The sequence below is a fragment of the Kitasatospora sp. NPDC017646 genome (assembly GCF_044329365.1).
Classification (GTDB): Bacteria; Actinomycetota; Actinomycetes; order Streptomycetales; family Streptomycetaceae; genus Kitasatospora.
This window is the reverse complement of sequence record NZ_JBIRJC010000003.1, coordinates 351,974-374,526: the sequence shown is the minus strand read 5'-3', so window position 1 is coordinate 374,526 and position 22,553 is coordinate 351,974. Positions and strand designations below refer to the sequence as shown.

Genomic DNA, 22,553 nt, shown 5'->3' with positions numbered 1-22,553 from the left:
GCAGGCGCGGGGTGGGCGCAGGGCCGGCGGGCGATGCTCAGTCGCGCCGGTCGTAGACGACCGGCAGCCGGTTGACGCCCCGGGCCAGGACGGCGGGGATCCAGGCGAGTTCGTCCAGGCCGTCCCCGGGCGCTGCGGCCGGACGCAGCCCGGGCAGCCGGGTGAGCAGGGTGCCGACGGCGATCTGGAGTTCGGCCCGGGCCAGGGCGGCGCCCGGGCAGTAGTGGATGCCGTGGCCGAAGGCGAGATGGGCGTTCGGCGTGCGGTCGAGGTCGAGGCGGTCGGCCTCGGGGAACTGTTCGTCGTCGCGGTTGGCGGCGCAGAGCGAGACGATCACTGAGTCGCCGGCCGGGACGGTGGTGCCGAACAGGTCGCTGTCCTCGGCGAAGAAGCGCCAGGTGGTGAGCTCGAACGCGGCGTCGTGGCGCAGCAGTTCCTCCACCGCCCGGCCCAGGCGGCCGGGCTCGTCGAGGTTCGTGCGCAGTTCGGCGAGCTGTTCGGGGTGGCGCAGCAGGGTGATCAGCATGGTGGTGATCTGGTTGGTGACCGGCTCCTGCCCGGCGACCAGCAGCTGGAACACGATCGAATCGAGCTCCTCGCGGCTCAACTCGCCCGTGTCGTGGGCGGCGACGAGCCGGCCGAGCAGGTCCTCGCGCTCGTCCCGGCCGGGGGCACGGTGGTCGGCGCGCTTGCGGGCGACCACCTCGGCGATGTACGTCTGCAGGCCGCGCAGCCGCGCCTCGTACACCGGACGCCCGGGGTCCTGGGGACCGACCGGTTGGACCACCTTGCCCCAGTCGCGGTCGAACCGGGCGGCCAACTCGAAGGGCAGGCCGATGACTTCGGCCAGTACCCGGAAGGGGTAGTGGGCCGCGAAGCCCGCCACCAGATCGGCCCCGCCGACTGCCGGGAGCTCGTCCACCAGGGCGTCGGCCAGCTCCTGCAGCCTCGGCCGCAGCGACTCCACCCGGCGCGGGGCGAAGGCGTCCAGCACCAGGCGGCGCATCACGGTGTGCTTGGGCGGGTCCTGGTGCAGCAGGTGGACCTGGAGCTGGGAGTGCTGTGGCTCCGGCATGATCGAGGCGAGCCGGCGCCAGTTGTCGTTGCCGAGGGCGTGGTTCTTGCCGAGCCGGGGGTCGTTGAGGGTCTCGTGGGCGGCCTGGTAGCCGGTGACCAGCCAGGCGTGGATGCCGCTCGGGAACTCCACCCGGTGCACCGGCCCGGCCTCGCGCATCCGGCGGTAGAGGGGGTACGGGTCGGACTTGTAGTCCGGGCCGTGCAGCGGGACGGGGCTGGGGAGCGGATCGTGGGCGTGCGGGCAGCGCGGGGCTCCGGCGCCGGTCGCGGCTTCGGCCGGGGGCGGGGTGCGGACGGTGTCGGGCATGGCTGTGCTTCCTCCGGAGGGGTGGGGCGAGGACGGCTTGCAGGCGGGTGTCAGGCCTGCGGGCGGCGGTAGAGGGTGAGCAGGACGACGGCGGTGGCCGCGACCAGGGCGGCCAGGGTGATGCCCGCGTGCGTCCCGGTGCCGGGCCGGTCGCCCGCCAGCGCGGCGGCGGTGGCCAGGGCCGGGCCGAGGGCGAAGCCGAGGCTGCGGGAGAGCTGGACGGCGGAGCCGGCGGTGGCGAGTTTCCCGGGCGGGGAGGCGGTCATCACCAGCGCCTGGGTGGGGCCGCCGTTGAGGCCCATCCCTGCACCTGCCAGGGCGAGCCGCGCGGCGATGTCGAGGGTGGACCAGCCGGAGTCCACGGGGATGAGCAGGGCCAGGCCGCAGGTGGTGACGACGGCACCGGTGAGCGCGGTCGGCCGGGCGCCCCAGCGGTCGGCCAGCCGGCCGCCGACCCGTCCCGCCAGCACCATGCCGAGCGGAAAGGCCAGCATGGTCAGCGCGGTGGCGGTGGCGCTCTCGCCGTGCGGGCCGCGCAGGTACTGGACGAGCAGGTACTGGCAGGCCGCGAAGCCGGCGGCGAGCGCGAGCACCGAGGCGTTCACCCCGGCGGTTCCGGCGGCCCGCAGCAGCTCGGCGACCGGCCGACCGCCCGGGCGGCGCAGCCACAGCAGCACCAGCGGCGCGGCGGGCAGTGCGAGCAGCAGCCACTGCGGGGCCTTCGGCGCCAGGGTGAGCCCGAGCAGGACGGCGGCCACCGCCGCACCGATCAGCGCGGCGTCTTCGAGCGAACCCCGGTCGGGCGGGCGCAGCCCGCCGCGTCGCGGGGCGTTCCGCCGCACGAGCAGGACGGCGGCCAGACAGACCGGCAGTTTGACGAGGAAGATCGCCCGCCAGCCGAGGTGGTCCAGCAGCAGGCCGCCGACCACCGGGCCGGTGACGGCGCCGAGCGGTCCCAGCGTCGCGGGCACGCTCATCGCCCGCCCGCGCAGCTCGGGCCGGACGGACGTCGCGGCCAGCACCGGCATCAGGACGAACAGCACGGCCCCGAAGGCGCCTTGCAGCAGACGAGCCGCGATCAGCCAACTCGCCCACGGGGCAAGGGCGGCCAGCGCGCTGCAGGTCGCGAAGCAGCTGACCGCGAGCAGCAGCGCTGATCGGGTGCCGACCTGGTCCAGCCATCGACCGGCGGGCAACAGCAGCGCCACCAGGGGGAGTTGGTAGCCGAGGACGGCCCACTGGGCGATCCCGGCGGAGACGTGCAGGCCGGCGGAAATGTCGGTGAGCGCCAGGTTGACCACGTTCATGTCGAGCATCGCGACGAACGAGAGCAGCCCGGCGGCCACGACCAGGCTCCACCGGTCCGCCGGAATGGGCTGATTGAGCGTCAGATCGTCGGTGGGTATGGGGTTCTGCGCTCGCATGGAGATCCTCCGTTCCCCCGTTGCCGTACCGGGCACCGCCTCGGCGGCGGCGTCCGGTACAGCAGTCGGGGGCGCGGGGGTGATGGTTCCGAACACTTGGCGGAATTTTCCGGGGCGGACAACTTTCAGCTGACGAATGACAGATGACAGATGACAGATTTCGAAATCTGTCATCTGTTTGCTGTTATCTGTCGTCTGTCATCTGTCATCCGCGACCAGTCGTCCGTTCCCGGTATGCGCCCGGTCCGCGCCCGGTCCGCGCCCGGGTCGCCCAGCCGAGCGCGCCGTTCAGCAGGCCGCCGCAAGCTCCCCGGCCTCGGCCGCCCGCAGTCGCGCTACCAACTCCTCACGCGCCCGGGCGACCCGGGAGCGAACGGTGCCGACCGGGCAACCGGCGACCTCGGCCGCCTCGGCGTAGGTGAGGCCGACCACCTGGGTCAGCACGAAGGCCTCCCGCCGCTGTACGGGCACCCGTTCGAGCAGGTCCCCGAGGGCGATCCCGTCCTCGAATCCGGCCGCGGGGGTGCTGTCCTGCCGTTCCGCGGCCTCCTGCCAGTCCGACAGCGCCGCGCAGCGCGGCCGGGCGGCGGCCATCCGGTAGCGGTCGATCACCGTCCGCCGGGCGATCGACAGCAGCCAGGTGCGGGCCGAGGAACGCCCGGCGAAGGCCGGGAGGCCACGCAGTGCCCGCAGGAAGGTTTCCTGGGCGAGGTCGTCGGCGGACTGCACGTCGGTCAGGTGGGCGACGAAGCGCCACACGTCCCGCTGGGTGGCCCGGACGAAGGCCTCGACGTCGGAGGCCCCGCCAGAGCGGGCGCTCAGCGCGAGCGCGGTCAGCTGGTCGTCATCCACGGCGGCCTCCGACCTTGCCGACCTTGCCGGTTCCGAGCTGGCCGGTTCCGACGGTGCCGGTCCCGGCCCCGCGGATCCCGCCGGTCTCGCCGGGCGCGACCCGTCCGGTCCTGGCCCGACAGCCGTGCGGGACGATGGTGGTATGAGATGCGCGCAGCTCCGTACCGCTCTGTCCGCCCGGCTCGACGGCGAACCGACTGGCCTGGCCGGCACCCGGCTGGACAAGCACCTGGCGCGCTGCACCGGCTGTCGGGACTGGCTGGAACGGGGCGAGCGGCTGCGCGCTCAGGTGTCGGCGGTTGCTCTCGACGGTCCGTCGGAGGCGTGGGCGGCCGAGCTGCTGGCCCGGCTGGGCGTGGACAGTCCGGTCGGTCGGGCGCCGGAGGGGCCGCAGACCGCGGAGCGGTAGGACGGTGGCGCCGGTGCGAACCGGTGCGCCGTCGAAGTGAGGCATGGGAAGGTCCCGAGGGGAAGGCTGGGAGCGGCACCGCGCACGGCGGCACCGCAGGCGTCCGGGGGCCGGCGCGGCGCGCCGCGCCTCCCGCAGGGAGGTCAGCGGACGCGGACGCGGGCCCGAGCCCTGACGGCACGGCGACGCGAGGTACGACGGCACTCGACGTGACGGCGTGGAGCACGGCGGCGCGGCAGGGCGACCTGCCCGACGCGACGGTCCCGGAGGCGGCCGGAGTCCGGCCGGAAGGGGGAGGGGCGCGGCGGGCGCGTCAGCAGGCGAGCGCGAACGCCGGCGGCCCACGCCGGACGACGGCATGCGTGAGCAGCACCGACCGGAGCAGCCGGGCCGGCCGGTCAGCGGGCCGGGGCGCGGGCGGTGGCCGGTAGCCGAGAGGGCGGGCGAACAGCGCCAGCAGCGGGAGCAGCAGCGCCCCCGCGACCACCGCCCCGAGCGCGGCGAGCAGTTCGAAGACCCGGACCAGCGCGGCGTCACCGCGCCAGAGCAGCAGCGCACAGGCGAGCGCCGCCAGCACGTGGGCGATGGCCATCCCCGTCGACATGCCGTGGGTCATCCCGCCGGACATCTGACCGGACATTTCGGCGGCCATCTGGTGCGTCATCCCCGAGGACGTGCCCGGCGTTCCCGGCATCCCGGTCATCCCCGGCATGCCCGTCGCCCCCGACAGGCCCATGTCCATGGCCGTCCCGTCGAACGACCCCGCCGCCCCGTGGTGCATCCCGGCGATCGGCCGCAGGCTGCCGATGGCCGGAGGGACGTCCGGGTCGATGCCTGCCATCCGTGCCAGCTCGACGGGCGAGAGCCCGCCGACGGCCCGGTCCGGGTTGCAGAGCAGCAGGGCGGCCCAGTCCGTGGTGGCGAGCCGGCCGAGACCGGCGCCCCCGCGGCCGACCGTCCCGGCCTGTTGGAACAACAGGTGCAGCGCGCTCTGCGCCACGACCATCCAGATGCTGATCACACCGATTCCGCGCCGCTTCCCGGCCAGCAGCCAGGTCAGCCCGAGGACCGCTCCGAACGCGCCGAGCAGCACCTGCGGCGAGACCCCGGCCCCGGCCATGGCGACGTGCGCCGTGGCGGCCATCGCCACGCACAGCGCGGCGAAGACCGCGGCGCGCAGCAGGCGGATCCGGTCGGTCATCACGATGGCACTCATCGTCGCACCCGCCGCGCCCCGGCCGTACCGCACCCTCCGGTCATGGCCGGTTCCGGCCCGTGAGACCATGCCCGACCCGTCGGGTCGACCGATCAACCGCTTGTAGCACCGTTTCACATGGAGCCGTGCCGCCGCCCCGGCGCGGCCTACCTCGGCGACCGCGCCACCGGCCGGCGGCTCCCACGCCCTGTTCCGCAGCGCGTCGTGGACGGCCGCCGGCTCACCGGCCGCGCGCTGGGCTGTGGGCGCTGGTCGCTGCTCCGTACCCTACCCGTCGGTCGGAAGGACCCGGCGGGTTGCGGCTGACTCAGCGTCATGCCCGGTGCGGTCCTGCGGAATCCCGGCCGACCGAGGAGCGTCGGCCGCGGTCGGCGTGCTGCCGGGGAACGGGGCCGGACAGGCGGTGGTGTGCGTCACGGCGAGCGGATCCGATGCGGAGCACAATGCCCCGCATGACCGATCGTCCGACATCCCCCGAGCCCGAGACCGCGCCCGAGCCCGAGACCGCGCCCGAGCCCGAGACCGCGCCCGAGCCCGAGACCGCGCCCGAGCCCGAGACCGCGCCCGAGCCCGAGACCGGGCTCGCCGACCGTCCCACCACCGACGTCTGGGCCGCCCTCGGCGGACCGGCCGAGCTGCTGGACCGGGTGAACTTCCACGGCCCGCAGGGCGGCCTGCCGTCCGGCCTGCCGGTGCGCCGACTGGCCAGGGCCACCGTGGCCGCCTGCTCGCTGGCCGCCGCCGAACTCGCCGCGCACCGCAGCGGCGGGCCGGTCCCCGCCGTCCGGGTGGACGAAGGGGCGGTCGCCACCTCCTTCGTCAGCGAGCGGCACCTGGAGATCGACGGCCGCAAGCCCGTCGGCTTCGCCCCGCTCTCCGGCTTCTGGCGCACCGCCGACGGTTGGATCCGCACCCACGCCAACTACCCGCACCACCGCGACCGGCTGCTCGCCGTCCTGGACCTCGCCCCCGACGCCGGGCCCGAGCAGCTCGCCGAGGCGCTGGGCAAGCTGCCGGCCGAGCAGGTGCAGGAGCGCGCGTACGAGGCGGGGGCTCTCGCCGTGGCTGTCGCGCCGGTGAGTAAGGCCGTGCACCCCCTGGTGGAGTGCCGGGAAGTCGGCGCCGCGCCCGTCCGTCCGCTCCCCGCGGCCCCGGTGGACCGGCCCGCCGCCGGTATCCGGGTCCTCGACCTGAGCCGGGTGATCTCCGGACCGGTGGCCACCCGCACCCTCGCCCTGCTCGGTGCCGACGTGCTGCGGATCGACTCGCCGCGGCTGCCCGAGGCTGACGACGCCCACACCGACACCGGTTTCGGCAAGCGCTCCACCCGCCTGGACCTCGCCGACCCGGCCGACCGGGCCACCTTCGAGGGCCTGCTCGACACGGCCGACGTCGTCGTCAACGCCTATCGGCCCGGTGCGCTCGACGCCCACGGCCTCGCTCCGGAAGCGCTGTTCGCCCGCCGCCCTGACCTGATCCTGGCCCAGATCTGCGCCTGGGGCTGGACCGGTCCGTGGGCGGGCCGCCGCGGCTTCGACAGCCTGGTCCAGGCCGGCACCGGCATCGCCGCCCACGAGGCTTCCCCCGACGGCCGGCCCGGCGCCATGCCCGCCCAGGCCCTCGACCACGGCACCGGCTACCTCCTCGCCGCCGCCGTCCTGCGCGCCCTCACCGAGCAGCGCACCCACCGCCCCGGCGGCCGCCACCTGCGTTTCTCCTTCGCCGGCACCGCCTCCTGGCTGCTGCACGGCATCCCGTCCGAGCCGGCGGACGGGCCGCACCCGGGCACCGAACCGTACGACGCGGCGCGCTGGCTCGCCGAGACCGACTCGGCGTACGGGCGGCTGCGGTACGCCCTGCCGCCGATCGGCTACGACGGCGCGCCCACCGACTGGGCGCGCCCGCCCGGGCGTTGGGGGACGGACGCGCCGGTCTGGCTCTGAGCGACGAGGGAAGGGTGGGCGGTCGCGGTGTCAGTGGGGTCTGACAACATCCTGCGTATGACCGCCGCACACGCCACCGACTACACCTGGTTCGAACAGCGCTACCCCGTCCTGGGCGAGGCCTACTGCCTCACCCAGGTCCAGGGGATCGGCGCCGACGAGCTGCTGCGCCGCTTCGACACCCTGACCGGCCGGGAGGTCACCGGCCTGGACGCGGTGATCGCGGCGTGGGAGACCTTCGACGACGGGGAGGACGAGCAGGCCGAAGCGCTGTTCGACCTGGACGAGGACCGGCTGCTCGTCGCCGTCACCGAGCTCGACGGCTGGGCCCTCGCGGTCGAGCCGTACGGCTACCTCGGCAGCCTGCACGGCGTCATACCCCGGCTCGCCGAGGGCACCCGGCTGGTCTCGCACTTCCGGAACGCCAACGCGGTGGACCACTTCAACTGGTGGGAGCACGGCTCCTGCCGGCTGCAGTTCGAGCCGCTCTTCGCCGACCAGCGGCACGGTTCGGACGCCGAGGCCCCCGGCACGGTCGAGCTGCTGAAGGCCTGTGGCTTCCCGTTGGACGGTGAGCGCTACGCGCTGCACACCGAGGCGGCGTTCGCGCTCGCCGAGCGGCTGACCGACGTCCGGTTCGGACCGGAACGGCTGGAGGGCGCCACCTTCCGACTCGGCTACGCGCCCCGGCCGTAGTGCGCTGCGCGCCGGGGCGGTGTCGCGCGAGGGCCGCGGGAGGCGGCGGTGCCGGCGACGGCCTTCGCGGTGGTGGCGGCGCGTCAGACTCCGGCCGGAATCCGCTTGGCCCGGCCGCGCACCTGGACGGCGGTCACGATCTCGACCAGGCCCAGGATCACCAGCCAGCACCCGGCCAGTACGGTGAGCGCGGTGATCGAGCCGACCGGCCAGACCATCAACAGCACGCCGGCCACGGTGTTGGCCACGCCCGCGAAGGCCTGCCAGCCGCGAGCGGGCATCAGCGGGTCGGAGATCGCGGCGGCGAGCTGGGTGATGCCGCGGAACAGCCAGCCGATCCCGATCCAGATGGCGAGCAGCACCAACGACTGCACCGCGCTGCGGAAACAGAGCAGCCCGAGCAGCACGCAGATCGCGCCGCTGATGAAGGCCAGCACCCGCAGCGCGGTGGTGGCGTGGGTGCCGAACGCGGCGACCAGCTGCACGATGCCGATGACCAGCAGGTAGAGGCCGAACAGCACGCCCACCACGAGCAGTGTTTCGTGCGGCCACACGAAGACGACGATCCCGAGGCCGAGCGAGACCACGCCGGCGGCCAGCAGGACCTGCCAGGCGGCCTTGGCGAGCTGGCCGAGCGGGCCCTGGATCGGGGTTCCTTCAGGGGTGATGGTCGGAGGGGACACGGCGGCGAACTCCTCGGAGTCGGGGGCAGAGAACGAACCCCAGCCTCTTCGTGCCGTCATCGGGCCGCATGGTGGGTGCGTCCGTTCGAGTCATCCCGGCTGCCGGAACGACATCCTCCGGCCATCTGTCGCCGATACCATCCGTCGGTATGACTTCTGAAGGGTGGGGGACCCCTCCGGTCGAGCCGATCAGCCAGCACTACATCGTCTGCGGGGGCAACGCACTGGCCCACCGGCTGGTCCTGGAGCTCGTCGAGCACTACGAGGTCCCGGTCGTGGTTCTGGTCGCCGACCGCACTCGCGACCACGCGCCGCAGATCGAGCAGATCGCGGGCGTCGCGGCCGTGGTCGAGTACCCGAACCTCACCGGGGAGGCGCTGCGGGCGGTGTCCATCGACACGGCCCGGGGCCTCGCCCTGGTCGAGGGCAGCGACCAGGACAACATCCACGCCGCGCTCAGCGCCCAGGGCCACAACCCGGACATCCGGATCGTGTTCCGGATGTTCAACCAGCGCCTCGGCGAGAACATCGAACGGCTGCTCAGGAACGGCGCCGCGCTCTCCGGCTCGGCCACCGCCGCCCCGGCCTTCGCCGCCGCCGCGCTCGGCCGGCCCAACTCGGTCGAGATCGACGGGCGTTACCTGCACATCGCGTTCGACGACGCCATCACCCCGGACCGGATCTGCGTGGTCGCCGACCACATCGACCGGCAGGACCTCAGCAAGATCCGCCTGCTGCCGGAGCAGGAGGGCGACTCGGCCGAGTTCGTCCGGCTCGCGCGCGAGTTCGGCGACGACGGACCGGTCCGTCCGGGCGGGGTGCGCCACGATCCGGCGCCGGAGCCCGGGCTCCGGCGCGTACCTGGGCGTGAGCCGGAGCCAGAGCCGGAGCCCGTGACCGAGACCGTGACCCAGACCGAGCCCCTGGCCGAGGCCGAGACCGAGACCGAGCCCGTGACCGGACCCGGCACCGAACAGCCGCCGGGCGGGATCGCCGCGTTGCAGGCGCTGCGGATGGAGCCCCGGGAACCGATCAGCTGGGCACGGCGACTGCGCTGGCGGGTCCTCGACACCATGCGCTTCCTCACCAGCGCCCGGCTGCGAGTGGTGCTGCTCATCGCGCTCGCCGCGGTGCTGATGGCCTTCGCCGTGCTCTGGTACCTCAACCGGGACTTCGGCTGGACCGTCTACATCTCGTTGCTCGACCTGGCCGGCGCCGCCCAGCCCGACCAGCAGGCCGACATCGCCGCCGGAACCGGGACGGGCGGGATCTGGCAACGGGTCGCCCAGGTGGTGATCACCATCTGCGGGATCACCTTCGCGCCGGTCGCCACGGCCATCGCGGTCGAGGTGCTGGGGTCCGGGCGGCGCGGGCTGCCCCGGCACCCGAGCGCGGGCACCCGGGACCACGTGATCGTCGTCGGGCTCGGCAACGCCGGCACCCGGGTCGCCACGCAGCTGCACGAGATGGGGGTGCCGGTGGTCTGCATGGAGCGCGACCCGCAGGCCCGCGGCATCGCCGCCGTCCGGGCACTCGGCATCCCGGTCGTGCTGGGCGACGGGCCGTTCGAGGAACAGCTGAAGCGGGCCCGGTTGAAGCACAGCCGGGCTGTGATCGCGCTCAGCGGGGACGACGCCACCAACCTGGAGGCGGCATTGGAGGCGCGCCACGGCAATCCCGAGGTCCGGGTGGTGGTCCGGCTGTTCGACGACGACTTCGCCGGCCACTTCTACAAGACGCTGGACAACGCGGCCTCCCGCTCTGTCTCCTACCTGGCCGCACCCGCCTTCGCCGCCGCCCTGATGGGCAGCGAGGTGCGCGGGACGCTGTCGGTGTTCCGGCACGTGCTGTTGATCGCCGAGCTCACGGTGGAGGACGGCAGCGGGTTGATCGGCCTGAACCGGCACGACCTGGAGGACCCGGGCGGCGTCCGGGTGATCGCCGCCCGTTTCGCCCGCAGCAACCAGCTGCACTGGGGCTTCGCGGACCGCACCCGGCGCCTGGCCCCGGGCGACCGCATCGTGGTCGCCGCCACGCGCAGCGGACTGGCGCGGCTCAACACGGCGTTGGTGGAGGAGGGCTGACGGGGGCGGGGCGCAGCTGGCGCGGCAGCGGCAGCGGCAGCGGACGAGTGACGACTGACAACTGACAACTGACAGATGACAGTGAACGGGTGACAGCTGACAGCTATCAACATCTGAAATCTGTCAGCTGTCACCCGCCGTCCGGCCATCCCCGTCAGCGGTTCTCGAACTTCGGCGACCGCTTCTCGGCGAAGGCCGACATGCCCTCCTTCTGGTCCGCCGTGGCGAACACCGAGTGGAACAGCCGGCGTTCGAAGCGGACGCCCTCGGCCAGCGTGGTCTCGAAGGAGCGGTTGACGCTCTCCTTGAGCATGATCGCCGCCGGGGTGGACATCGCGGCGACGGTCTCGGCGGTGGCCAGTGCCTCCGTCAGCAGCTGGTCGGCCGGGACGATCCGGGCGACCAGGCCGGCCCGCTCGGCCTCCTCGGCGCCCATCATCCGGCCGGTCAGGCACAGGTCCATCGCCTTCGCCTTGCCGATCGCCCGGGTCAGCCGCTGCGAGCCGCCGATGCCCGGGAGCACGCCGAGCTTGATCTCCGGCTGCCCGAACTTCGCGGTGTCGGCGGCCAGCAGGATGTCGCACATCATCGCGAGCTCGCAGCCGCCACCCAGCGCGAACCCGGCCACCGCCGCGATCACCGGCTTGCGCAGCGCGCCGAAGCGGTCCCAGGGGCCCAGCCAGTCGTCCAGGTAGACGTCCGGGAACCGGTTGCCCTGCATCTCCTTGATGTCGGCGCCGGCCGCGAAGGCCTTCTCCGAGCCGGTGACCACCAGACACCCGATCTCCGGGTCCCGGTCGAAGACGGTGGCGGCCGCCACGACCTCGTTCATCAGTTGGGTGTTCAGCGCGTTGAGCGCCTTGGGCCGGTTGAGCGTGATCAGCCCGACCCGGCCCTTGCGCTCGACCAGGATCGTCTCGTAGGTCTCGGTCTCGGTCATCGCCGTTACTTCCAATCCGCTGCTCGGCCATTCCACTGCTCGGCGCCGGGGTGCGCCCTGACCACCCAACGATCTACGACGCGCCCCGCCTCGCGCCAGTCTTGGCATGCGAGACGCCGGTCACCAGTCGGTCACCAGCCGGTCGCCGGAAGACCAGCCGCCGGAGCAGCGGAAAGGCCAGAACCGGGGCTGGGGCGGCTTCGGCGTCGGCATCGGTGGAGGCGTCGGGTGGGTCATGGCCTGCTCCAGGCTGTCCGGGAAGGGGCAGCGGGGTCGGCCGGGGCCCGGTCAGGCCAGGCCCAGCTCGTCACCCTCGCGCGGGGCGAGGAAGCGCGCGACCTCGGCCTCCGTCACCCGGGCCAGCGCACGCGGCGACCACTGCGGGTTGCGATCCTTGTCGATCACCTGGGCGCGGATGCCCTCGACCAGGTCGTGGCCGTCCAGCGCGGCGCAGGAGATCCGGTACTCCTGGTCGAGCACGGCTTCCAGCGAGGTCAGCGTACGGGCCCGGCGCAGTGCGGCCAGGGTGACCTTGACGGCGGTGGGAGAGTTCCCGAGTACCAGCTCGGCGGACTCCTTCGCCTCAGGCACACCGGAGTTGAGCAGTCGTTCGACGATCTCCTCGACGGTGTCGGCCGCGTAGCAGGCGTCGATCCAGTCGCGCTGTCCGGCGAGTCCGGCGGGCGGGGCGGGTTCGGCGTGGGCGGCGACGCTCGCGGCCGGATCGGCGCCGCGGGCGAGCGCGCCGAGCAGTTCGGGGATGCGTGCGGACGGGACGAAGTGGTCCGCGAAGCCGCACAGCAGGGCGTCGCCGGGGCCCATCGAGGCGGACGTGAGGCCGAGGTGGGTGCCCAACTCGCCGGGGGCGCGGGCGAGCAGGCGGCTGCCGCCGACGTCCGGGACGAGGCCGATCCGGGTCTCGGGCATCGCGATCGTAGAGCGCTCGGTGACGATCCGCACCGCGCTGTGGGCGGACAGGCCGATGCCGCCGCCCATGGTGATGCCGTCCATCAGCGCGACGAAGGGCTTCGGGTAGCGGGCGATCAGGGCGTTCAGCCGGTACTCGTCGCGAAAGAAGGCGCGGGTGCCGGCCCCGCCGGCCTTGACCTCGTCGTGCATCGCGCGCAGGTCCGCGCCCGCGCAGAGGCCGCGCTCGCCGGCGCCGGTCAGGAGCACGGCGCGCACCCGGTCGTCGGCGATCCAGTCGTCCAGCGTCGCGCGGATGGTGGTGATCATGCCGTGGGTGAGCGAGTTGAGCGCCCGCGGGCGGTTCAGCACGATCCGTCCGAGACCGCCGTCGCCGTCCAGGACCGCCTGGACCTCCGCCGCCGCTGCGCTCATCGGAACCGCTCCCGTCCCCTCGGTGATCTCGTCTTCCGCTGTCCACCGTACCGGGGCGGGTGGGCGGTTGTGATCACGAGGCCGGTGTGATCGCGGTCCCGTGATCGCGGTCCCGTGGCCGGGCGGCACGGTCGGGGCGGGCCGTCCGGTCGGGGTCGGCCGTATGAGCGGCGCGGCGCGGTCGTGGCTGCGGGACGGCGGCCGGATCATCAACATCTCGAGCGGGGCCGCCCGGCTCGCGATGCCGGAGATCACCGCCTACGGCGCCACCAAGGGCGCGCTGGACACCTTCACGCTCAACCTGGCCAAGCAGCTCAGGTCGCGCGGCATCACGGTCAACTCGGCCGTGCCCGGCGTGGTGGACACCGACGTCAACGCGGGCCGGCTGCACGACAATCCGGAGGCGGAGGCGTGCGCCGCCTCTCTCGCCGCGCTCGGCCGGGTCGGACAGCCGGAGGACATCGCGGACATCGTGGCGTTCCTCGCCTCGGACGACGCGCGCTGGGTCACCGGGCGGGTCGTCCGATGCCACGGGCGGCGCGGGGCTGTAGGCGGGGACGGTGGGAAAACGGATGACAGCTGACACATTTCAGTAGTTGAAACCTGTCAGCTGTCATTCGTCATCTGTCGGTTGTTACCTGTTAACGTGAGCCGTGAGCCGTGAGCCGTGAGCCGTGAGCCGTGAGCCGTGAGCCGTGAGCCGTGAACCGTGAACCACGACCCACGGGGCACGCGCCCCGTCAGCCGCGCACCCGCCCCGAGACCTCACCGAACCCGACCACCGTGCCGTCCGGCCCCGGGGCCGTCGCCGTGATGACGACCTCGTCGCCGTCCTCCAGGAAGGTCCGGGTCGTCCCGTCCGGCAGCTTGAGCGGTTCCTCGCCGTTCCAGGTCAGCTCGATCAGCGCGCCGCGGGTGTCCGGCTCCGGCCCGCTGACCGTGCCCGAGGCGAACAGGTCGCCGGTGCGCAGCGAGGCGCCGTTGACGGTCATGTGGGTCAGCTGCTGCTGCGCCGTCCAGTACATGCCGGCGAACGGCGGGCGCGAGACGAGGTGCCCGTTCAGCCGGACCTCCATCGCCAGGTCCAGGCCCCACGGCTCGCCGCCGCGGTCGTCCAGGTACGCCAGCGGCTCGACGTCGCGCTGCGGCGGGGTGACCCGGGCGTGCTCCAGGGCGTCCAGCGGCACGATCCACGGCGAGACCGAGGTCGCGAAGGACTTGCCGAGGAAGGGCCCGAGCGGCACGTACTCCCAGGCCTGGATGTCGCGCGCCGACCAGTCGTTGAGCAGGCAGACGCCGAACACGTGCTCGCGGAAGTCGTCCAGCGCGACCGGCCGGCCCAGCTCGGACGGCGTGCCGACGACGAAGCCGACCTCGGCCTCGATGTCCAGCCGCCGGGACGGCCCGAAGCTCGGCGCGGCGTCGGCGGGCGCCTTGCGCTGGCCGTGCGGGCGCACCACCGGCGTGCCGGACACCACCACCGTGCCCGCCCGGCCGTGGTAACCGATCGGCAGGTGCTTCCAGTTGGGGGTGAGCGGATCCGAGCCCGGTCGGAAGATCCGGCCGAGGTTGGTGGCGTGGTGCTCGGAGGCGTAGAAGTCGACGTAGTCCGCGACCTCGAACGGCAGGTGCAGCTCGACATCGCCCGCCGGCAGCAGGGCCGACGACAGCGCCTCGCGGAAGGACTCGTCCGTAAGCCAGGTGGTGAGGTCCGCCCGCACCTGGGTCCACACCGAACGCCCGGACGCCATCAGCGGGTTGAGCGAGTCCGCGTCCAGCAGTACCGACGGCGTGCCGACCGCGCGGGCGGCCGCCCCGGCGTCCAGCACGAAGTCCCCGACGCGCACACCGATCCGGCGCCGCCCCGGCTGGTCGGCCTCGGTGAAGACGCCGTACGGCAGGTTGTGCACGCCGAACGGCGAGTCCTGGGCGCTGGCGAGCCAGCTGCTGGGGGTGCTCAACGGTCCTCCTGGACAAGTGGACTGGGCGACAGCAGGCCGAGCGCGGCCAGGTCGTCCAGGGGTTCGGCGATGCTGCAGGTGCCGAACGCGGTGAACGAGTTGCGGATCACCGTAACCTGGTGTCCGCTCAGGGCGCGGACGGCCTTGGCCAGCACCTCGCCGTCGCGCTCGGCCAGCACCTCGGCGGCCGCGGCGTGGTCCGTCTCCTGCGCGGCCAGCAGCACGTTGAGGAAGCCGTGGTGCTCGAAGCCGGTATCCGGATCGGTGTGCCGGACGGCGTTGTGCAGCCCGGCCGTGCACTTGTACGGCAGGCCGCGCCGGGCGCAGCCGGTGAGGAAGGCGGCCAGCTCGTCCTCGTCCGGGAACGCCTGCGCGACGACCCCGCCGGTGCGGAACTTCGCCCGGTATGCGCTGTCGACGAGGACGTCCAGCGTCTCGTCCAGCCCGTCCCCGCGCAGGAGTTCGCGCGGCAGCTCGACGGCGGCGGGCACGTCCGGAGGCAGCAGTCGGTCCAGCTCGGCGACCGCCTCGGCGGCGTCCCGGGTGGCCAGTTCGACCCCGGCGAGCTCGAAGGGTGCGGCGGCGGCGAGCGCCGGCCCGAGCTCGGGGCTGCCCCCCGGCAGCACGAGCCCGACCCTGAGCGGCCCGGCGCCCTCCACCGCCGCGGCCAGTTCGCCCAACCGGCCCGCCCCGCAGAGGAGCGGGCCGACGGCGTCGGCGTACCAGGCCGTGCGGTGGGCGCGGTGCGCGGGCACCGCGTCGACGACCGGCAGGTTCCCCGGCGGGAACACCGCCGCGTCGTCGAAGAGTCCGCGGAACAGCTCCGGGATGGCGAACGGGCCCGCGGAGGGGAAAGCGGGGGTGTCGGAGCTCATCGCCCCGGCCCCCGACCCGCCCATGTCCACGCGTAGTTGGAGTCCTCAGAGGCCCGTCCGCCCTCGCCGAGCTCCAGCGGGCGGAAGGTGTCCACCATGACCGCCAGCTCGTCGAAGAAGTCCACGCCGATGCTGCGCTCGTACGCGCCGGGCTGCGGCCCGTGGGTGTGCCCGCCCGGGTGCAGCGAGATCGAGCCCTGGCCGATGCCCGAACCCTTGCGGGCCGCGTAGTCGCCGCCGCAGTAGAACATGACCTCGTCGCTGTCCACGTTGGCGTGGTAGTACGGCACCGGGATCGACAGCGGGTGGTAGTCCACTTTGCGGGGAACGAAGTTGCAAATGACGAAGCCGTTGCCCTCGAACACCTGGTGGGCCGGCGGCGGCTGGTGGATCCGGCCGGTGATCGGCTCGAAGTCCCGGATGTTGAAGGCGTACGGGTAGAGGCAGCCGTCCCAGCCGACCACGTCGAAGGGGTGGTGCGGCACGGTGTAGCGGGTGCCCGAAACACCCTGCGGGCCACGGTGCTTGACCAGTACGTCGACGTCCCCGGGGGTGTCGACCACGAGCGGCCCGACCGGTCCGCGGAAGTCCCGCTCGCAGTAGGGCGCGTGCTCCAGGAGCTGCCCGTACTTGGACAGGTAGCGCTTGACCGGGGTGATGTGGCTGTTCGCCTCGATGCAGTAGGCGCGCAGCGGCTCGTCCCCGGACGGCACCCAGCGGTGGGTGGTGGCGCGCGGGATGATCACGTAGTCGCCCTGGCCGACCTCGATCGAGCCGAAGACCGTCTCGACGGTGCCCGAACCCGATTCCACGTACACGCACTCGTCGCCGAGCCCATTGCGGTACAGCTCGCTGGGGGCCCCGGCGGCGACGTACGAGATCCGCACGTCGCCGTTGCCGAGGACCAGACGACGGCTGCTCACGACGTCCGCGGACTTCCACTCCTGGTCCGCGAACAGCTCGTGCAGCTTGAGGTGGCGGGGGAGCAGGGGGTGGTTGGGCACCGTGGACTGGTCGGGCAGTTCCCAGGGTGCCGCGTTGACCACCGCCGAGGGGATGCCCCGGTGGTAGAGCAGCGACGAGTCGGAGGAGAACCCTTCCTCGCCCATCAACTCCTCGTAGTACAGCCCGCCTTCGGGTGTGCGGTGCTGGGTGTGCCGCTTGGGCGGGATGTTGCCCAGCTGCCGGTAGTACGCCATCTCCGTGCTCCTCCTCGACCGTCCGTGGGCCGACCGTCCGTGAGTCGACTGCCCGTGAGTCGACTGCCCGTGCGTGGACCGCCCGTGCGTCGACCCCCGTCAGGGTGTCCCGACGCTACAGGTTGCCGCGGCGGTCCTGCTCGCGCTCGATGGACTCGAACAGCGCCTTGAAGTTGCCCTTGCCGAAGCCCAGCGAACCGTGCCGCTCGATGAACTCGTAGAAGACGGTCGGGCGGTCGCCGATCGGCTTGGTGAAGATCTGCAGCAGGTAGCCGTCCTCGTCGCGGTCGACCAGGATGCCGCGCTTCTTCAGCTCCTCGATCGGCACCCGCACCTTGCCGATGCGCTCGCGGAGCTCCGGGTCGTCGTAGTAGGCGTCCGGGGTGTTGAGGAACTCCACGCCGCGCGAGCGCAGCACGTCCACGGTGGTGAGGATGTCGTTGGTGGCGAGCGCCATGTGCTGGCAGCCGGGGCCGGTGTAGAACTCCAGGTACTCGTCGATCTGGGACTTCTTCTTGGCGATGGCCGGCTCGTTGAGCGGGAACTTCACCCGGTGGTTGCCGCTGGCCACGACCTTGGACATCAGGGCGGAGTACTCGGTGGCGATGTCGTCGCCGACGAACTCGGCCATGTTCACGAAGCCCATGACCCGGTTGTAGAACTGGACCCACTCGTCCATCCGGCCCAGCTCGACGTTGCCCACGGCGTGGTCCAGGGCCTGGAACAGGCGCTTGGGCGAGCCCTCCGGGTGGGTGACGGTGCTCTTGGCGACGACGTAGCCCGGCAGGTACGGGCCGTTGTAGCGGGAGCGGTCGATCAGGGTGTGGCGGGTCTCGCCGTAGGTGGCGATGGCCGCGCGGCGCACGGTGCCGTTCTCGTCCGAGACGTCGTTCGGCTCCTCCAGGACGGTGGCGCCGCTGGCGCGGGCGTGCTCGATGCACTTGTCGACGTCCGGGACCTCCAGGGCGAGGTCGACCACGCCGTCGCCGTGGCGGCGGTGGTGGTCCAGCAGCGGGCTGTCCGGCTGGACGCCGCCCTTGATCACGAAGCGGCAGGAGCCGGAGCGCAGCACGTAGGACTTGCGGTCGCGGCGCCCGGTCTCCGGGCCGGAGTAGGCGACCAGCTCCATGCCGAACACGACCTGGTAGAACTGGGCCGTCTGGGTGGCGTTGCCGACCACGAAGACGACCGCGTCCTGCGCGGTGACCGGGAACGGGTCGGAGGCCTGGTCGTGCTCGACGAGACCGACGAGGCGGCGCAGCTGGTCGGCGTCCAGGCCGGCCTCGCGCTCCTCGGGGGTCAGCTCAAGGGCGTGGGTCTGCGGGGTCATCGCTCGTTCCTCCACTCAGGGCCTCGGCGTTGAGGCTTCCGGGGGTTTCCGGGGCTTTGGGGCATCCGGTCGGATCGCGTGGATCGCTGCCGCACGGCGAACGGGTGGGCGGTGCGGTTGCGCTGAGCTTGCTCCTGTCGTGAGGGTTGGGCAACAGGTCGATTTTTCACTGCTCAATGTGTACAAGCTGATCAGGAATTCCCGCCCCTGGCTGCACAAAATGTGCTGCCTCCGGGCGGTGCTCGCACGAAATCTGCGCAACCGGCGACTACCGGCCCTCGGCACGTGGCCCGTCGGCGGACGGGAGGTGTCGCAGGAACCAGTCCCCGGCCAGCTCAGCGGCCTGGTCGAGGGTGCCCGGCTCCTCGAACAGGTGGCTCGCGTGGGGCACCACCGCCAGCTCGCTCCCGCCCCGCAGCCGGGCCCGCGCCTGCCGGTTGAGGTCCAGCACGGTGGTGTCCAGGGCGCCGACCACGAGCAGCGTCGGGGCCTCCACCCGGCTGAGGACGTCCGGCCCGGCGAGGTCCGGGCGCCCGCCCCGGGAGACCACGGCGCGCACCGCCGGGCCCAGCTCGGCGGCGGTGTGCAGCGCGGCGGCCGCGCCGGTGCTGGCACCGAACAGACCGAGCGGCAGGCCGCGGGCCCCGTCGGTGTGCTCCAGTTCCCGCGCGACGGCGGTCAGCCGGGAGCTGAGCAGGCCGACGTCGAACACCTTGCGCCGGTCCGGTTCCTCGGCCTCGGTGAGCAGGTCGAACAGCACGGTGGCCAGCCCGACCCCGTTGAGGTACCGGGCGACGTGCCGGTTGCGCGGGCTGTGCCGGCCGCTGCCGCTGCCGTGCGCGAACACCACGATCCCGCACGCGCCGGCCGGCACGGTCAGCCGGCCCGCCAGGCGGACCCCGGCGACGGGCAGCAGCAGCTCGCGGTCGACGCCGTCCGGATCACCGGACCGTCCGTCCTCGCCCCTGGCCTCGGCCAGCAGCCGCAGCACCTCGTCGTCGCCGGTCTGCGAGAAGTCCGTGTAGAACTCGCCGATCGCGAAGAACGGGGACGGCGTGTCGACGCAGACCAGCTCGTCGGCGACCTCGGCCAGCCGGTCCGTCCAGTCCCGGGGTGCCACCGGGACGGCGAGCACCACCCGGGCCGCGCCACGCGCCCGGACGATCCGGCAGGCCGCCTTGGCGGTGGATCCGGTGGCGATGCCGTCGTCCACCACGACCACCGTGCGCCCGCGCAGGTCGGCGGCCGGGCGGTCGCCCCGGTAGCGGCGGGCCCGGCGCGCCAGCTCGGTGCGCTCGCGCCGCTCCACCTCCGCCAGCTGGTCGTCTCCGACCCGGGCGAGCCGCAGGACCTGCTCGTTCAGCACCCGGACGCCGCCCTCGCCGATCGCCCCCATGGCCAGCTCGGGCTGGTAGGGCACACCGAGCTTGCGGATCACGCAGATGTCCAGCGGCGCGCCGAGCGCCGTCGCCACCTCGGCGGCCACCGGCACCCCGCCGCGGGGCAGGGCGACCACCACGGTGTCGCGGCCGGCGAGATGGGCGAGGCGGGCGGCCAGCTGGCGGCCCGCGTCGGTGCGGTCGGTGAAGTTGGTTCCGGTGACGTGCATGACACGGCCTCCGAGTTCCACCGTACGCCGGTCGTGGCAGGTCGGTGCCGGGCACGTCCCGGGTGCGTGCCGGGTGCGTCCCGGGCACCTGCCGGGCGGGTCCCGGGCAGCTCGACGGGCACGTCCCGGGCGTGCTCCCAGGCCCCCTGGCCCGCGCCGGGACGGAGTGGGCGTGCGGCCGGGACGGGCCTGGCCCGGGGCCGGGAGCGGGACGGGACCACACCCTCGTGCGGCCGGGACGGGCCTGGCCCGGGGCCGGGAGCGGGACGGGACCACACCCTCGTGCGGCCGGGACGGCGGGCGGCGAACGGTGAGTCGCAGGGGCAGTCCTCCGAACCCGCCCACCACCGAAGGAGCGCCCGACATGACGGGCACCGTCATCACCGACCTGCGCCGCCGCGGCGCCGTCGACCCCAGCCGCCTGCTCGCAGGCCCGCTGCGTGCCGTCGGCCTCCAGTGGCTCGAACCGGGGCACAGCGCCGAGGTGACCGCCGAGGGCGCCGAGCACGCCCTGTGCGTCACCGCCGGCTCCGGCCTCGCCGCGCTGCCCGAGGCCGTCGTGCAACCGGACCACCCCGAACGGGCCGATGCCGGTCTGCCGCTGATCGAGGGCACCGCGGTGGTGCTGCCGCTCGGCTCGCGGACCGTCCTGACCGCCGGCACGGCGGGGCTGGAGTACTTCCACGCCGTCCTGGCCGTCACCGCCGTCGATTCCTCCCCGGAAGGCGCCGGAGAAGCCGAACCCGCCCAGCTGGTCGTCAGCACCGGTACCGGCTGCGCCATGGTCCTGCTCGGCCGCGACGGCGCGCGGGTGCGGATCCGCTCGCTGGCCCGCCGCACCATGATCACCAGTGCCTGCGAGGCCTTCGACCAGCTGCGGCTGAGCCCGGGCGCCCATCACATCCTGCCCGGCCGGCCCGACGTCGAGACCGTCCTGTACGTGCTGCGCGGCGCCGCCGTCATCGGCCAACTGCCGGGATAAGCCGACCACTTGGCCTCGGACGGCGACCTCCTGCTGGCCCGCCGGGTTCGTACCCTACACCTGGAGGCCGGTCTGCTCGGCGTGGAACTGCTCTGTCTCACCCCGGCCGCGCCCCGCCACCGCGCCGGAACCAGGGCCGCCCTCGTCCGGCGCCGAGCCGAACGCTGCGACCGGCCGTGAGCGCCCCCGCCGTCCCCAGCACCCGACCCGCCGACCCCCTCCCCGCCGACGCCCTCCGCGCCAACGCCCCCGTCACCCTCGCCCTCGTCGAAGCCCCCAGGAGTCACCCGTGATCCTCGTACCCGTCGTCGTCCCGAGCACCGCCCCCGCCTACCAGCGACTGATCGACCCCGAGCAGCGGCCGTCGGTCCGCGCCGGGCTGACCGTCGAGACCCTGCCGCCCGGCGCAGGGTCGACCAACTTCCCTGCGAGGCCGTCGAATCGGCCACCGTGGTGCTCGCCGGCCGGCTGTCCTCGGGCGGCCGGATCCTCTCCCCGGGGGAGACGCTGCACCACCCGCCCGGCAGTAGCCACCGGCTCACCGCCCTGCGCGGCGCGCCGACCGCCGTGCTCACCGTCCGTCCCGTCCGCCTGGTCGGCGAGCGAACGCAGGATGTCGACGCTGGTGGCCGCCAGTCGCTCCTCGCCCGCCCGCAGCCCGACGGTCAACTCGCCGATCGGCAAACCGTTGTGGACCAGCGCGAAGCCCTGGGCGCGGCCGTCCAGCCGTCCGGCGGTGGCCAGTGTGCGGCGTCCGGCCCGGGTGGTGACGGCCAGGGTGCCCCCGGGCAGTCTGAGCTCCTCGGGGACCGTCGCGCACAGCGCCGCCGGCAACTGCTCCGGGTCGACGACCTGCCGCACCCGCTCCGCGAGGGTCCGCAGCACCTGGTACGGCTGCACCCGCTCGCCGTAGTACAGCCGGTCCACCAGGGCGACGACCCGTCGGGCGCCCCGCGGCAGGGTGGCGCCGAGCGCGTACACCAGGGCGATCAGCACCAGGGCCGCTCCGCCGCGCCCCGGCAGCAGCCAGGCGGACAGCACGGCGGTGGCCACCACGAACAGCCCGGTGACCCCAGTGCCCAGCAGCAGCCCGATCAGGACGCTGCGGGCGGCCCGGTCGAGCCGCCAGCCGTGGTCCCGGATGACCAGGACGGCGATCGCGACCGCCCAGACCACGCCCGCCGCGGCGAACGGCCAGTAGCTGAGCCAGTAGTGTTCGGCGCGGTTGCGCATGCAGAGGTCCTGCAGCCCGACCCAGAGCAGGTACGCGCCGAGCATCGCCGCCACCCGCAGCCGGTGCCGGCGGTTCTCGCTCCCGCCGCCGTCCGCGCCGACGCTCGCGCCGCCGTCCGCGCCGACGCTCGCACCGCCGGCCCGATCGGTCGGCCGCAGCAGGCGCGACAGCAGAACCAGCGCGACGAACCCGAGCAGGCACTCGCTGATCAGCAGGTCGTGGCCGCCCAGGCCGTCGACGACGGTTCGGGAGAAGAACGCGGGCGGACTGGAGGCCAGCGGATCGGGCCGTCCGAAGGCCGTCGGGTCGGCGAGTTCCTGCGCCACCTCGGCCGTCACCCACAGCGACACGGCCCCGATGTACCACCACCAGCGACGGGTCGTCAGCCGCC

19 protein-coding genes and 1 pseudogene are annotated in these 22,553 nt (G+C 73.6%); 7 read left to right on the top strand and 13 right to left on the bottom strand.

What is annotated here, in order from left to right; translation table 11 throughout:
* Positions 1 to 37 precede the first annotated feature (37 nt).
* From ACH4J0_RS07340 to ACH4J0_RS07330, 3 genes are all read right to left on the bottom strand, one after another.
* Entirely contained in the window at positions 38 to 1,384 is a 1,347-nt protein-coding gene (locus ACH4J0_RS07340) for a cytochrome P450 (protein WP_396237137.1), read from the bottom strand.
* Between the two features lie 50 nt (positions 1,385 to 1,434).
* Entirely contained in the window at positions 1,435 to 2,808 is a 1,374-nt protein-coding gene (locus ACH4J0_RS07335) for an MFS transporter (protein ID WP_396237135.1), read from the bottom strand.
* Positions 2,809 to 3,096: 288 nt separating this feature from the next.
* Entirely contained in the window at positions 3,097 to 3,660 is a 564-nt protein-coding gene (locus ACH4J0_RS07330; RefSeq protein WP_396237133.1) for a sigma-70 family RNA polymerase sigma factor, read from the bottom strand.
* Between the two features lie 142 nt (positions 3,661 to 3,802).
* Here ACH4J0_RS07330 and ACH4J0_RS07325 point away from each other — a divergent pair, with 142 nt between their 5' ends.
* Entirely contained in the window at positions 3,803 to 4,069 is a 267-nt protein-coding gene (locus tag ACH4J0_RS07325) for a zf-HC2 domain-containing protein (RefSeq protein ID WP_396237131.1), read from the top strand.
* 313 nt (positions 4,070 to 4,382) lie between these two features.
* Here the strand turns inward: ACH4J0_RS07325 and ACH4J0_RS07320 are convergent, their stop codons facing one another.
* The gene (locus tag ACH4J0_RS07320; protein ID WP_396237129.1) at positions 4,383 to 5,285 is read right to left on the bottom strand and encodes a hypothetical protein; all 903 of its coding nucleotides are present in this window, start codon (positions 5,283 to 5,285) and stop codon (positions 4,383 to 4,385) included.
* Positions 5,286 to 5,737: 452 nt separating this feature from the next.
* Between ACH4J0_RS07320 and ACH4J0_RS07315 the strand changes: the two genes are divergently transcribed.
* Together ACH4J0_RS07315 and ACH4J0_RS07310 are read left to right on the top strand one after the other, a co-directional pair.
* Positions 5,738 to 7,228, top strand: a complete 1,491-nt coding sequence (locus tag ACH4J0_RS07315) for a CoA transferase (RefSeq protein ID WP_396237127.1) — start codon at positions 5,738 to 5,740, stop codon at positions 7,226 to 7,228.
* A 57-nt stretch (positions 7,229 to 7,285) separates the two neighbouring features.
* On the top strand, positions 7,286 to 7,924 hold the full coding sequence (locus ACH4J0_RS07310; RefSeq protein ID WP_396237125.1) for a DUF6461 domain-containing protein: 639 nt from the start codon (positions 7,286 to 7,288) through the stop codon (positions 7,922 to 7,924).
* Positions 7,925 to 8,007: 83 nt separating this feature from the next.
* Here the strand turns inward: ACH4J0_RS07310 and ACH4J0_RS07305 are convergent, their stop codons facing one another.
* Positions 8,008 to 8,667: an HdeD family acid-resistance protein gene (locus tag ACH4J0_RS07305; RefSeq protein WP_396237123.1), complete on the bottom strand. Its 660-nt coding sequence runs from the start codon at positions 8,665 to 8,667 to the stop codon at positions 8,008 to 8,010.
* 89 nt (positions 8,668 to 8,756) lie between these two features.
* Between ACH4J0_RS07305 and ACH4J0_RS07300 the strand changes: the two genes are divergently transcribed.
* Positions 8,757 to 10,691 carry an NAD-binding protein gene (locus ACH4J0_RS07300; RefSeq protein WP_396237121.1) on the top strand — a complete coding sequence of 645 codons (1,935 nt, stop codon included), beginning with the start codon at positions 8,757 to 8,759 and terminating at the stop codon, positions 10,689 to 10,691.
* Positions 10,692 to 10,845: 154 nt separating this feature from the next.
* On the opposite strand, the gene ACH4J0_RS07295 is transcribed toward ACH4J0_RS07300, so the two are convergent.
* Positions 10,846 to 11,631 carry an enoyl-CoA hydratase gene (locus ACH4J0_RS07295; RefSeq protein ID WP_396237119.1) on the bottom strand — a complete coding sequence of 262 codons (786 nt, stop codon included), beginning with the start codon at positions 11,629 to 11,631 and terminating at the stop codon, positions 10,846 to 10,848.
* Positions 11,632 to 11,919: 288 nt separating this feature from the next.
* Positions 11,920 to 12,972, bottom strand: a complete 1,053-nt coding sequence (locus tag ACH4J0_RS07290) for an enoyl-CoA hydratase/isomerase family protein (RefSeq protein WP_396237117.1) — start codon at positions 12,970 to 12,972, stop codon at positions 11,920 to 11,922.
* Positions 12,973 to 13,159: 187 nt separating this feature from the next.
* Here ACH4J0_RS07290 and ACH4J0_RS07285 point away from each other — a divergent pair.
* Positions 13,160 to 13,523, top strand: a pseudogene (locus ACH4J0_RS07285) (SDR family oxidoreductase); the annotation flags it as partial.
* Between the two features lie 189 nt (positions 13,524 to 13,712).
* Here ACH4J0_RS07285 and fahA read toward each other — a convergent pair.
* The 5 genes from fahA to ACH4J0_RS07260 all read right to left on the bottom strand — a co-directional run bounded on the left by fahA (position 13,713) and on the right by ACH4J0_RS07260 (position 19,946).
* Positions 13,713 to 14,933: a fumarylacetoacetase gene (fahA, locus tag ACH4J0_RS07280; protein WP_396237115.1), complete on the bottom strand. Its 1,221-nt coding sequence runs from the start codon at positions 14,931 to 14,933 to the stop codon at positions 13,713 to 13,715.
* Positions 14,930 to 15,808 carry a hypothetical protein gene (locus tag ACH4J0_RS07275; protein WP_396237113.1) on the bottom strand — a complete coding sequence of 293 codons (879 nt, stop codon included), beginning with the start codon at positions 15,806 to 15,808 and terminating at the stop codon, positions 14,930 to 14,932. The genes fahA and ACH4J0_RS07275 overlap by 4 nt, the downstream gene beginning before the upstream one ends.
* Positions 15,805 to 17,007: a homogentisate 1,2-dioxygenase gene (locus tag ACH4J0_RS07270; RefSeq protein WP_396237111.1), complete on the bottom strand. Its 1,203-nt coding sequence runs from the start codon at positions 17,005 to 17,007 to the stop codon at positions 15,805 to 15,807. Before ACH4J0_RS07270 ends, ACH4J0_RS07275 begins: the two co-directional genes overlap by 4 nt.
* Positions 17,008 to 17,122: 115 nt before the next feature.
* On the bottom strand, positions 17,123 to 18,337 hold the full coding sequence (hppD, locus tag ACH4J0_RS07265; protein WP_396237109.1) for a 4-hydroxyphenylpyruvate dioxygenase: 1,215 nt from the start codon (positions 18,335 to 18,337) through the stop codon (positions 17,123 to 17,125).
* Between the two features lie 268 nt (positions 18,338 to 18,605).
* Positions 18,606 to 19,946 carry a phosphoribosyltransferase family protein gene (locus ACH4J0_RS07260; RefSeq protein ID WP_396237107.1) on the bottom strand — a complete coding sequence of 447 codons (1,341 nt, stop codon included), beginning with the start codon at positions 19,944 to 19,946 and terminating at the stop codon, positions 18,606 to 18,608.
* A gap of 364 nt (positions 19,947 to 20,310) precedes the next feature.
* Here ACH4J0_RS07260 and ACH4J0_RS07255 point away from each other — a divergent pair, with 364 nt between their 5' ends.
* Together ACH4J0_RS07255 and ACH4J0_RS07250 are read left to right on the top strand one after the other, a co-directional pair.
* Positions 20,311 to 20,928, top strand: a complete 618-nt coding sequence (locus tag ACH4J0_RS07255) for a hypothetical protein (RefSeq protein WP_396237105.1) — start codon at positions 20,311 to 20,313, stop codon at positions 20,926 to 20,928.
* A 9-nt stretch (positions 20,929 to 20,937) separates the two neighbouring features.
* Entirely contained in the window at positions 20,938 to 21,108 is a 171-nt protein-coding gene (locus tag ACH4J0_RS07250) for a hypothetical protein (RefSeq protein WP_396237103.1), read from the top strand.
* A gap of 150 nt (positions 21,109 to 21,258) precedes the next feature.
* Here the strand turns inward: ACH4J0_RS07250 and ACH4J0_RS07245 are convergent, their stop codons facing one another.
* Positions 21,259 to 22,512 carry a hypothetical protein gene (locus ACH4J0_RS07245; protein ID WP_396237101.1) on the bottom strand — a complete coding sequence of 418 codons (1,254 nt, stop codon included), beginning with the start codon at positions 22,510 to 22,512 and terminating at the stop codon, positions 21,259 to 21,261.
* Positions 22,513 to 22,553: the final 41 nt, after the last annotated feature.

Coding starts and splice junctions, on each gene's coding strand:
- ACH4J0_RS07340 (WP_396237137.1), bottom strand. CDS start 1,384: ATGCCCGACACCGTCCGCACCCCGCCCCCGGCCGAAGCCGCGACCGGC.
- ACH4J0_RS07335 (WP_396237135.1), bottom strand. CDS start 2,808: ATGCGAGCGCAGAACCCCATACCCACCGACGATCTGACGCTCAATCAG.
- ACH4J0_RS07325 (WP_396237131.1), top strand. CDS start 3,803: ATGAGATGCGCGCAGCTCCGTACCGCTCTGTCCGCCCGGCTCGACGGC.
- ACH4J0_RS07320 (WP_396237129.1), bottom strand. CDS start 5,285: ATGAGTGCCATCGTGATGACCGACCGGATCCGCCTGCTGCGCGCCGCG.
- ACH4J0_RS07315 (WP_396237127.1), top strand. CDS start 5,738: ATGACCGATCGTCCGACATCCCCCGAGCCCGAGACCGCGCCCGAGCCC.
- ACH4J0_RS07310 (WP_396237125.1), top strand. CDS start 7,286: ATGACCGCCGCACACGCCACCGACTACACCTGGTTCGAACAGCGCTAC.
- ACH4J0_RS07305 (WP_396237123.1), bottom strand. CDS start 8,667: ATGACGGCACGAAGAGGCTGGGGTTCGTTCTCTGCCCCCGACTCCGAG.
- ACH4J0_RS07300 (WP_396237121.1), top strand. CDS start 8,757: ATGACTTCTGAAGGGTGGGGGACCCCTCCGGTCGAGCCGATCAGCCAG.
- ACH4J0_RS07295 (WP_396237119.1), bottom strand. CDS start 11,631: ATGACCGAGACCGAGACCTACGAGACGATCCTGGTCGAGCGCAAGGGC.
- ACH4J0_RS07290 (WP_396237117.1), bottom strand. CDS start 12,972: ATGAGCGCAGCGGCGGCGGAGGTCCAGGCGGTCCTGGACGGCGACGGC.
- ACH4J0_RS07275 (WP_396237113.1), bottom strand. CDS start 15,808: ATGAGCTCCGACACCCCCGCTTTCCCCTCCGCGGGCCCGTTCGCCATC.
- ACH4J0_RS07270 (WP_396237111.1), bottom strand. CDS start 17,007: ATGGCGTACTACCGGCAGCTGGGCAACATCCCGCCCAAGCGGCACACC.
- hppD (WP_396237109.1), bottom strand. CDS start 18,337: ATGACCCCGCAGACCCACGCCCTTGAGCTGACCCCCGAGGAGCGCGAG.
- ACH4J0_RS07260 (WP_396237107.1), bottom strand. CDS start 19,946: ATGCACGTCACCGGAACCAACTTCACCGACCGCACCGACGCGGGCCGC.
- ACH4J0_RS07255 (WP_396237105.1), top strand. CDS start 20,311: ATGACGGGCACCGTCATCACCGACCTGCGCCGCCGCGGCGCCGTCGAC.